Origin of the sequence: Bacillus cereus group sp. BfR-BA-01492, from assembly GCF_022662815.1 — a bacterium.
GTDB classification, from domain to species: domain Bacteria; phylum Bacillota; class Bacilli; order Bacillales; family Bacillaceae_G; genus Bacillus_A; species Bacillus_A cereus_BD.
Genome location: NZ_JAKUEH010000013.1, coordinates 97,096 through 108,782, shown reverse-complemented (window position 1 = coordinate 108,782; position 11,687 = coordinate 97,096). Strand labels below are relative to the sequence as shown.

Here is an 11,687-nt window from a genome sequence, read left to right as displayed (position 1 = left end):
ACCTTCTACTTGTGGCTTCTCTACTTTTGCATCGTGTAGTTTCTCTTCTTCACTTTCTTTCGCTGTTTCTGGCTCTGGGCGTTCTTCTTTTAACTCATCTGTTGTTTCCCACGGTTCTTCTGTTTCTTCCTCTTTCCCAATACCTTCCACTTGTGGCTTCTCTGCTTTTGCATCGTGTAGGTTTTCTTCTTCCACTTCTTTCGCTGTTTCCGGCTCTGGGCGTTCTTCTTTTAATTCATCTGTTGTTTCCCATGGATCTTCTGTTTCTTTTTCTTCCCCTACACCTTCTACTTGTGGCTTCTCTACTTTTGCATCGTGTAGTTTCTCTTCTTCACTTTCTTTCGCTGTTTCTGGCTCTGGGCGTTCTTCTTTTAACTCATCTGTTGTTTCCCATGGATCTTCTGTTTCTTTCTCTTCCCCAACACCTTCTACTTGCGGTTTCTCTTTATCTTTTTCCTGGCTATCGCCTTCAGCCTCACCATATAATGTAATATTTTCAATTTGTACAACTTCTGAAATAGACACCGGTTCATGGTCTACTACCTCATGTTCAATAGCATACTTGTTTTCTAAATATTGAAGTTTCTTTCCTTCTTCAGTTATATCTACGTTATACATAACTGCAAATCTAGTAGCACTAGCTTTCTTTTTATTAAAAGTAATATTGAAAGTTGAATCATTCACAAATTTTATTGTTCCATATCCTTGGCTCTCAAACTCTTTTAATGTAAGAGATCTATGTTCTGCACTGTTTTCAACAACTATATAAAAACTATCTTTCTTTAATTTTTGACCACCTTGTAAACTATCAGTTATCTTAATATCTTTATTTACATCCTCTTTATTATAATTGATCATCAAATACCACTGAACCTCATTGGTATTCTCTGGATCTATATGACCTACTTTGTAAGAAAATGGTCCTTTGTACTCTTCTCCATCACTATTACCGCCACCACTACTTGGACCTGTAATAGTGATAGTTTGCATATCTAAAATTGTTCCTAAGTTCGTTTGTATCTCTTTCTTCTGATTTGCTTCTACATTTGTAGCTTGAATATCAATACCAAATTTCCCTCTAATGTTTGTATGTGTATTTACCTTTTCATTAAATGTACATTTCGCAATGCCTGATGATATTTCACAAACACCATAATCGTCTAATGAGACTTTTTTATTATATCCTTTCAATTCTTGAGGTAAGGTTAATGTTAATACATCTCCAGGCTGTAGATCATAATTATCTTTTTCACTAAATTTCACCGTGATTTTCGTTCTTTGTCCATAGTATAAATCTGTGCTCTCAAACTCAATACTATCTATAAATCCCACTGAATTTAATTCCTGTGCCTTTGCAGTGATTGGCATGAAACTTTGTGACATAATAACAATACAAACTAAAAATAGGACAAACCATTTTTTTAAGTTCATAAAGTCCCCCCTTCTAATGCTATTGAGATGAGGTATTCCCAAAAATAATCACCAAAAACTTTTACAAGAAAAGAGACATGAAACGAACTGAACTGGGAAATAAATCCTACACCTCCTAATAAGTAGACATAATTCCACAACTTCCCTATTATAAATGAATATTATGGAAATGTCAGGTTTAATTTGGAAAAATTCACGAAAGTTATATGACTAAAAAAAGAAACTTTATTAAAGTCCATTTCCTAAAAAAGGAGTCTATCACCTACTATATACAGGTGATAGACTCCTATACACAACATTTTTTGCAAGGCCCCACTGATTATGCGTTCCCACCTATCTTCCTTCTTTGAAATAAAAGTTTTACTGCCTGTAAATAGCAAGATTAAAGCTATGAACGATACACCGTCTTTTCTCACCATTTCGGCATTTGCGTATGATTTTTTAAAAACGGAAGTGGGAATTGTTTACGGAAATGCTCTTTAATCATGTACTGCACACCATTTTCATTATTAGAGCGCGTAATCCAGTCTGCTACTTGTTTGAGCGGAAGCGGTGCATTTCCCATCGCTACTCCTAAGCCTACATGTTCAATTACTTCAAGATCTTCTAAACTATCTCCAATCGCCACCATTTCATTTACATGAATACCGAGATGCTCTCCTAATACTTGTAATCCACTTAATTTTGATACATGAGACGGCAGAATTTCTAATCTTCTTGTATCACACTCCACATATTCTATATCTGCAAATGCTTTCTGCAATGTTTTAAGCGCTCGCTCTTTTTCTCCCTGACTATGAAAGATGACATCAATTTTAGGAGCTGCCACAGGATGATCGCGCAGCGCATCCCCTAATGAATCGACAAATTGAACAGGATAAAAGAGCGGATCTGCACTCGATAACACAGTGCGCGCAATTAAATTTGGTGTATTGCGTTCCCTGTTCCCAATTGAAAAGCGCTCATGTGAAATGCGAATATTACATTCAAAGTGTTCTAATACTTGCACAATATTAAAAGTCTTTTCTTCAGATAGTCGCTTTTGCATGAATGGCTTATCTAATGTTGCTGAAATAAACGCACCACCATGCGTAACTAATATCGAATCTAACTTTAAAGCCTTCGCTATTTTATGAGCCGATTGAAAATTACGATTTGTAAATAATGTCACATATACGTCTTTTCTTTTTACAAAATCAATGGCTTCTTTTGTGCCTTTTGGGATTTTACCATTGTTCTGCAATAGCGTCCCATCTATATTAAGAGCCAATAAGCGATAAATCATGACGCATTCCTCCTCTTAGCTGCTTTACCTTATCCATAATTTATGAAAGAAATGTGCGAAATAGAACGAGTTAGAATTACTACTATAAATTTGGTTTAATATAAAGAGAGACCTTCATTTATGAAAATTTTCTTCATCACTCACGAATTAGACTCTCTTAAGAATCGAGCTTTTACAAGTACAAAAAACATATATCATCAAGAAAGGAGCGATGAACATGAAAGCACCTCCTCTCTTTTATGAAGGTGATACATTGGACGTTGCGAAAAAATTGCTTGGACAGAAACTTGTCCATATCGTAGATGGGGTGAAACGAAGCGGCTATATCGTTGAAGTAGAAGCATATAAAGGACCGGATGATAAAGCAGCACACAGCTACGGAGGACGCCGAACAGAACGAACGGAAATTATGTTTGGCGCACCAGGTCATGCTTATGTATATCTTATTTATGGTATGTATCATTGCTTTAATGTAATTACTGCACCAGTTGGTATCCCACACGGCGTTCTCATTCGGGCATTAGAGCCAGCCGAGGGAGTAGAAGAAATGAAACTGGCACGCTACAGTAAGACGGAACTAACGAAAACACAGTATAAAAATTTGACGAATGGACCTGGTAAGCTATGCCGCGCGCTTAACATTACATTAAACGAACGTGGGCTCTCTTTACAAGGAGACAAGCTATATATTGAATTAGTGCCTGAATCACAGCATCTCTCTTCTCAATATGAAATAGCAAAAAGCCCGCGCATTAATATTGATTACGCAGAAGAAGCTGTCCATTACCCTTGGCGATTTTATTTTCAAAACAATCCATTCGTCTCTAAATAAAAAAGGAAGCAGGATCATTTTCCCTCCTGCTTCTTTTTTAACATTCACTTTTTTCACTCCGCACCTTCTGCAGTCGCAATGTCGTTTTCAAGATTTTCTCTCGATAAATCAGCTGCCATAAAATCAGCTGTTTCTGGAAGCGCTAAATGCATATGTGCCTTTTGACAAATTTGAATCTTGCAGTTTTCTACTACAAAGTCAAAAACATGTCCGCCCCCGCTTCTTTCATCATCAATGTAATGTAAATGATACCCAGCTACACCAATTCCTTGTGCATAATCTGGCGTCCAAAAACCCACCATTGTCCCTTTCGTATGTTTGAAAGAGAAAATCGGCTGTGATTTTGTCACTTCAACAAGCGGTGTATATGGTTTCTCTTGTCTTGGTACTGTTCTCGTTCTTACTTCGCGAAATATTCCATCCATGCGAATCGCATAAAATAAGTTTTTACTTGGCATAAGCTCGTGTAATAATGCTTCTACTTCTTCACGATTCATAGCTCGTTCAATTGTGTAGCTCATTTCGTTCTCAAAAAACGTTACCGTTGAAAATGGTGTTGTTTCTTCAGGTGCAACTACTTCTGCTGAACCGTCTGCACGCAAATGATAAAACTCACCGTCAAAGGCAATCATTTCGCCATCTAATTGATCAAACGTGCCAATTCCAAAGTCACCATATTCTTTTAATTGTTCAAAATTGATAATTCCATCATAAAGACCATCTAATAAAGCAAGCATCGTTGACGTTTGATACACTTCATTATTTACTTTTGTTTTCTTTGCATCAATATTTAATAATTGCGCAACACTCATTTATCTTCTACTCCTTTACCATTAGTTTAATTGGTTTGGTAGTAATTTTTCACTCAACTTCAGATTATCGCGGTAGTCAATTGGGATATCAACTACAACAGGCCCCTCTGCCTGAAGTGCTTCTGTCAGTACGCTTTCTAATTCTTCAGGTTTATTGACACGAAGACCAGTAGCTCCGAAACTTTCAGCGTATTTTACAATATCAACATCGCCAAATTCAGTTGCTGATGTTCTTCCGTATTTCATCATTTGCTGGAAGGCAACCATATCATATGTACCATCTCTCCAAACAAGATGTACAATCGGTGCGTTCAGACGAACTGCTGTTTCAAGTTCCATTGCTGAGAATAAGAAACCACCATCTCCAGAAACAGAAACAACTTTTTTCCCTGGCTCTACAAGCGTTGCGGCAATGGCCCAAGGAAGCGCGACTCCTAATGTTTGCATACCATTACTAAATAACAAACGGCGTGGTTCATAAGAACGGAAGCATCTTGCCATCCAAATATAATGCGAACCAACATCACATGTAACAGTAGTTTCATCATCAATAAGAGCGCGCAATGTACGAATTACTTGTAATGGATGTGTAAGACCTTGTGAATCACGTTTTGGTAATTCAGCTTGCTTTGATAATTTTGCTCGTAAGCAATTTAAAATCGATTTCGTTTCTAACACAAGTTTCGGTAGTTTCTGTGCAATACTATTTACAGTTAAAGCAATATCTCCTACTAATTCCAGCTCTGGTTGATAATCATGGTCGATATCCGCTTGATGATCATCCAAATGAATAATAGTTCGATCGCCAAGTTGATTCCAAAATTTCGGATCATACTCAATAGGATCATAACCAATAGATACAACAAGATCTGCTTTTTCTAGTAAAATATCACCTGGTTGGTTGCGGAATAACCCAACGCGTCCAAAGAAATGATCTTCCAATTCACGCGAGATGGCACCAGCTGCTTGATACGTTTCAACAACTGGTAGCTCTGTCCCGGCAATTAACTCACGTACAGCTTTCGTCACTGCATTCGTGCTTGCTCGCATACCAAGCAAAATAACCGGTAATTTTGCTGCTTTAATTTTTTCCACAACTGCTTCAATTTGATGTGTGGGAGCGATTCCAAGCTGTGGCTTAGAAAGCGCACTGATACATGAAACGGATGTTTCTGCGGTCATAACGTCTTGCGGAAGACTCACCAATGTTGCACCTGGATGTGTCGAAGTTGCATTGCGGAACGCATTCGTAATCGCCTCCGGTACGTTATCAGGGTGTTCCACTTCTACGCTATATTTTGTGATTGGTTCGAATAATGCAGCATTATCCATCGATTGATGTGTACGTTTTAACCGATCCGCACGTGGTACTGCACCTGCTAAAGCAACAACGGGATCACTTTCTGCATTCGCAGTTACAAGACCTGTTGCCAAATTTGATGTTCCTGGTCCAGAAGTTACAAGGCAAACACCTGGATTTCCTGTCAATCTCCCAACAGCTGCTGCCATAAACGCTGCATTTTGCTCATGACGACAAACAACTAACTTCGGTCCTCTTTCTTGTAATACATCAAATACAGCGTCAATCTTTGCACCTGGAATACCGAAGACATATTTCACACCTTGCTGCATTAAACAATCCACAACAAGATCTGCTCCTTTTGTCTTCGTTTTCACGTTGTTTGCTTTTAATTCTGTACTCAAACTAATCATCCCTTTATATCAAAATCATGTGCAATAAAACATATTATTATGTTAACAAACTAGATATTACACCTAATTAATTAATATAGTGTAATATCTTCTTCAACCATTATATTACAAATGTATTACTTTTCCAATCATTTAGATTTGACATTATTTTGACAATCCCAACAAAAAAATTTTCATATATCAAAATAATTTCAGATTGATATTCTCATTACTTCATACTATAGATATGAAAGGAAACTTTATCGCAACATAAATAAAAAAGCATAATCTATTAGGGATTTTTCAAATATAACGGCAATTCGGCACCTCACCACTACTAAAACATATAAACAAAAAAAGCCTGTCCAAAAGTTATACTTTCGGGACAGGCTCGTCTCAAAACAGACAATACATAAAAATACAGTTTCACTACAATCAGAGTAACTCGATCCAAAAATTGTACGCTATTTCGTTTCATATTTTTAAAAACATGTAGGGAATTATGAGAAATAGCTAAGGAAAATAAGATTTAACTTTTATCATCATAATGGAACTTATGGAAGAAAGGCAAGCGTCCAATTTTCTTCGAGTTATTGCTCTTCCTATAACTATATGATACGTTATCTTTCTTCTTCTTTCACCGAAAAGCTGATGCGTTTTTCCGCAATATTTCAGTGGCGAGGCGCATTATGAATCAAAAAACACTGTTTGACCTTGCAAACAGTGTTAAAAAATGTAAGTTCATTGTTGCGTTAGAGAGGTCCTATGCTCAACTCATCTGATGAATTCTACTAGATTGTTTCAAAAGAATACTATATATTTTCATTAAAATGTTGGGAATAGAAAGAAGCCCATCACCTATATACAGTAGGTAATGGACTCCTTTTCTTATGAAATGAACCTTTTTAGGAACCTCCTCACATCGGAGCATCTGTTAAGCTCCACTCTAATTCTCCCTGATATGTCTCATTCACTTTCACATTGGGACCTGGTTTCACTTTTAACCGAATTCCTTCAGAATCTTTCCAGTTAATATGAACATTTTGATAGTCTGTTGATTTTTGACTATGCACTAAGTAATCTTGATCGTTCAGTACAGTATCTACACCATTTTTTGTGTATACTAATGCATCTGGTAATAGATCCTTTTCACTCGAAGTTAGTGGTTTCACTTGTTTGACATATACGCTCCACTCTTTTCCATTTTCACGCTTATCTGAAACGACAATCTCATCTTGTATACTACTGCGATTTACTGTTTTTTCTCTAGATGGAATCTGAATGTTTTTAAAAGAGATTTTTTCTGGTACCGAAATGAATGCTAAGCTTCCTTCTATAACTCTTACAGTAATTGTTTTCTCCACATTCTTAACTTTCAAGGTCACTGTATAACTTCCAATTTCATTGTGCAATCCACCAATATCTACAACTTCTACTTGACTGGTGATATCTGCATTGCTAGGCAACTCTATAGCCTGAACTTTTGCTTCTTTCAAGATAAATTTTTTCATTTCCTCTTTATCCGTTGGGATATTCCCCACTACAGTTGAAAAGTCAGTTGCTTCTAAGGTTGCTTTAATCGGTGCATATATATGCACGACTCTTTGGTTTCCGGGTAAAAATATGCCTGTAATCGGGGCATTTTTTATCACTTGATATCCTGGAATTGCAAGCGGATCAACCTGAAATGGATCTGTTATAATCCCCTCTATAATCGTATCCTGTACATTTGGAATGGGTTGATTTGTTTCTTGATCAATATGCTGAACCTGTACTTGACTCATATAGTTAATGCGAGTTGTACCATTTGCTTTAGCATAATCTGCAGTTCCATCAACACTTTGGGATACAGTAGAATCAATCGGATACATATTATTTTCCTTTAACCTTGACTTATCAACGGGATTTGTTTCACTTCCTACAAAATCATAGATTTGTTTAAAAATATACACATCATCATAAAAATTTGGATTATTTACTGTTTCTGGTTTCACTGTAATTTTCGTCGTACCATCTGGATTCTCTTCAAAGGTGAACCAATCTGTATAATCTTCACCCTGAATATTTTCCACAACCCATCTCGCACCAATATATTGATTCCCTGAATCAGAAGTAACAAGATAAGACAACTGTTTCATACGTTCTTGTTGAGCTAAGTAAGGAATGATTTGTATAAATCCAGCACTTACATTAGGGTCATTTGCTACTTGAAATGTTTGATTGAGCGCCTCTACTTTCGGTATAGCAACTTTAGGAAGATATTTTGTTTCATATACGACCGAAGAAGTAGTTGTATCTCGATTTTCTACATGAATTTTAAGATTATGAACTTTCTTCGTTTGGAAAGTGATCTTTATTCTATCATCATACCAATTAGGAGCGAAATCATCTCCAAACTTATATATTCCTCCATCTAATTTGTTATAAGATATCAGTGTATTTTTCAAAGCAAATACATTTTCTACCTTTTGTTCAAAATCATAAATAGAAATATATTTATTTTTATTTAAACCATGATAATTTAATGCTGTTTTAATTGAAAGTGGTTTTCCCGTTTCATCAAAAAAAGAATATTCGACATCAATCGCTCCTTTTGAGCTATTCATTTGAGGTCCTACATCTATTCCTAAAAAATAACTCTTATTAAAGAACAATTCCCCCCCAGATTGACTCTTAGTAGATACATCCACTCTTAATGTTACTTTTTTTCCGTTATAGTACCCTACATTTTTCAAAGTTATAGAACCGGTTGGATGATTATTATCAACCTTTATAGACTCATCTGTAACATATCCACTTGATGCAATTAACTCTGTTTCTAAAGTATTCCTGATCATAAATGCACTATCTCCAGGTAATTCCTCTGTTGCCGCATCCTTAAAGCAATCTAATTGCGGAACCTCCCCTTTGATAGGAGCCGCATATTTCATTCCATCCAATTGCCTATTAGAATTTTTGTGTTCTACCTCTTCTCTTACTTTCATCGGTTCTGCTTTTCCCTCAAAATTTTCAGGTTTCTTTTCCTCAGATTCCATTTGCTGTACTGTTCCTACTTCTTTTTGGTCCACTTTATTTATTGTTTCTTTAGTAGATTTGTTATCTTCTAGATTTGCATTCTTTTGTTGCGTTAATATATGTTCTTTTTTTTCATTAGGAAACTGTTTTTCTTGTTCTTCCACTCTTAATACTGTTGCTTTTACTTTCTTATCTTGTCCTTTAGATTTAACAGTTGGTGCAAATGTATATTCACCAGCTTTTTTCATTTGAATAACGAGAGAAATGTCACCTATATCATCACTTTTCTCTTTTTTAGAAATTTGAATGATTCGTTGTTCAGGTAGATATATAACTTGAGCCGCTTTATTTTTTTCATTCAGCTTGTTTGTTTCTTCGTCATTGAAGACTTGACCATCGGATAATGCAAGTTCAATCCGAGAATCTTCTTTGTTTTTATTTGTAATTTTTAATACTACATTTTCATTCACTTTGATATTTTTTTTATCTATACTCACACTAAATGTTCCCTGCTTTTCATTCGTAGCAGCATAAACTTTATTGGGAATATAATCTAGTACACTCGTTTGTGTAAAGAAAATTCCTCCCACCAAAAAAAGGATTCCAATTTTGTTTATTATTTGCATTTTTAAATTCTCAACTCCTTTCCTGTTAAATTCAGCAATTTTATCTAGTATGAAAAGCAAAAAAGAATTTAAAATCAGTAGCTTTCCATGAAGGAAGTCTCAACACCATAAACGGCCTGTCATTTTTATTGCTTTTTATTTTGAGAACGTCTTCCTAACCAGAACATCAAAATTAATAAGAGTACGAATAGTACAATGCCTCCTACAATGTAGTACATTGTATAATCTTTTTGCGCCTCGACAGCTGTTTCGTTTAACTCTTTTGCCTTGTCTCCTTTAATTGTAAATTTTTTCGTCCATTCCCATTTTTGATCGCCATCTGTTGCCTTCATTTCTAAACGATATGTTCCAGGCTCTAGTGCCTTGTTTTCCCAACTAATTGCGTAATCAAAGTTTGAATTTGGTGCCATGCGTAAATCTTCTTTTTTTGTTTCATGTAAAACATTTTTTCCTTTTTCCGTATATACTTTTGCATCTACAGTTAAATGTTTTAGCATCGCTGCTTTTGTATTTTGTAAATTCGCTGTAACGACATTACGTGCATTTACTTGGCCTGGTTTTATTTCATTCAATTTTAAATCTGGTTTCACTTCCGTATCTGTTTCTCTTAAAACAACACCGATTGCATATGCATATTTATTCTCAATTTGTACGTTATCAGATTTTCCTTTTGCTTTTTTATCTTCTTTTTCTTTAAAATACAAGCCACCTAAAATAACACCATCAAACAACTCCTTTGGCATTTCAATGTTTACATCTAATGTAACAGTGCTTTTTGCAGGAATTTTCGTTTCTTTTTCTACTTTCGCAATTTTAGAAAATGGATTTTTTAGAGTGGAGTCAAATTGAGGGTCTGTCATGCTATAATCCGTAATTCCGTTACTATTTGTGACCGCGGTATTCGCATGAGTTTCAACAACAACTTCTTTATCTGTATCATTTTTCATTTGTACTTGAAGCGTTTGTTTTTGCCCTGGTTTCATTTTTAAATCAAAATACGTTTGATTTTTATCAATTTGATTTTCTGGAATGACTGCAGTGACTGCAAATTTCATTTCTGCTGCATGTGTAGTTATATTTGTAATATGCAGTAGAAATACTATGGCTAATAAACTACTGACTACTTTCTTCATACATTTCATATTGTATCCCTCTCACATCTATTATTTTATATAGATAACAAAAGAGATAAAGAAGAAATCCTCTTTATCTCTTTCTTCACTTTCTCTACATAATGAGCCATTACATAGGTGAATCTTTTAATTCCCAAGTTAATGAAGTTGTGTACTGTGCTTGTTCCTTCTTTGTCTTACCTGGTACGCTTAATTCAATACTTTTTTTCCCTTCATCTGCTGTTTTACCGAAGGCATTTGTCCATGTTCCCATACCGTAATCTGCTTCGGCAATCACAACGTCAGCTGATTGCCCTGGAATTAATGTAATATCTTGCTGAGCTGTTGGTGCATCGCTTCCAGAAGGTGAATTTAATGTTCCGTTTTTCAATGTTAAAGCAGCTCCTGATAATTCTGCACCATTCGTAGTTTTAAATTGATCATTTTGTTTAACTGTCAGTTTCCAGCCAGCATTTGTACCACGGTTATCTGTTAATTGTACATAGTTTGGTACTTCAATCATTTTTCCTTCTTTATTTTTCACTTTATCTAATTTTGCATAGTATACTTCATTGTTACCAGATGCTTTTTGACTGTCAAAATTAAAGTTAGATACATAATCAATACTTAATGGTCCTTGTGTTCCTGGTTCATGTGTATCTTCTGGATTAGTTGGATCTGTTGTAGGTTCTACTACTTCACCTGGATTAATTGGATTCGTTGGGTCTACCGTATTTGTATTTTGTTCAAATTTAATAAATGATTTTGAATGCATTGTTGCAGCTGTGTCTGCAAATGCTGGTGCTCCCGCTGCTAATACTGCTGAAAATGATACGACTCCTGCTAATGTTACTTTTGTTAATTTCATAGTGTTTTTCTCCT

General features: G+C 35.5%; 8 protein-coding genes. 1 reads left to right on the top strand and 7 read right to left on the bottom strand.

Going from position 1 to position 11,687, the window contains the following annotated elements:
* Positions 1 to 1,431, bottom strand: a 1,431-nt coding sequence (locus tag MR063_RS16220) for a collagen binding domain-containing protein (protein WP_242199489.1), incomplete at its 3' end; no start/stop codon positions are given.
* 412 nt (positions 1,432 to 1,843) lie between these two features.
* Positions 1,844 to 2,716: a Cof-type HAD-IIB family hydrolase gene (locus MR063_RS16215; RefSeq protein WP_087097888.1), complete on the bottom strand. Its 873-nt coding sequence runs from the start codon at positions 2,714 to 2,716 to the stop codon at positions 1,844 to 1,846.
* Positions 2,717 to 2,933: 217 nt separating this feature from the next.
* Here MR063_RS16215 and MR063_RS16210 point away from each other — a divergent pair, with 217 nt between their 5' ends.
* Positions 2,934 to 3,548 carry a DNA-3-methyladenine glycosylase gene (locus MR063_RS16210; protein ID WP_242199485.1) on the top strand — a complete coding sequence of 205 codons (615 nt, stop codon included), beginning with the start codon at positions 2,934 to 2,936 and terminating at the stop codon, positions 3,546 to 3,548.
* A gap of 53 nt (positions 3,549 to 3,601) precedes the next feature.
* On the opposite strand, the gene budA is transcribed toward MR063_RS16210, so the two are convergent.
* From budA to MR063_RS16185, 5 genes are all read right to left on the bottom strand, one after another.
* Positions 3,602 to 4,360, bottom strand: a complete 759-nt coding sequence (gene budA / locus MR063_RS16205) for an acetolactate decarboxylase (protein WP_242199476.1) — start codon at positions 4,358 to 4,360, stop codon at positions 3,602 to 3,604.
* 21 nt (positions 4,361 to 4,381) lie between these two features.
* Entirely contained in the window at positions 4,382 to 6,064 is a 1,683-nt protein-coding gene (alsS, locus tag MR063_RS16200; protein ID WP_242199474.1) for an acetolactate synthase AlsS, read from the bottom strand.
* Positions 6,065 to 6,969: 905 nt separating this feature from the next.
* Positions 6,970 to 9,657, bottom strand: coding sequence for a MucBP domain-containing protein (locus tag MR063_RS21985; protein ID WP_242199472.1), 2,688 nt, complete (start codon positions 9,655 to 9,657; stop codon positions 6,970 to 6,972).
* Between the two features lie 161 nt (positions 9,658 to 9,818).
* Positions 9,819 to 10,835 (bottom strand): WxLIP family cell surface protein, encoded by a 1,017-nt coding sequence (locus MR063_RS16190; RefSeq protein WP_242199469.1) that lies wholly within the window; start codon positions 10,833 to 10,835, stop codon positions 9,819 to 9,821.
* A 100-nt stretch (positions 10,836 to 10,935) separates the two neighbouring features.
* Complete coding sequence (locus MR063_RS16185) at positions 10,936 to 11,673, bottom strand: WxL domain-containing protein (RefSeq protein WP_242199466.1); 738 nt, start codon at positions 11,671 to 11,673, stop codon at positions 10,936 to 10,938.
* Between the last annotated feature and the right edge of the window lie 14 nt (positions 11,674 to 11,687).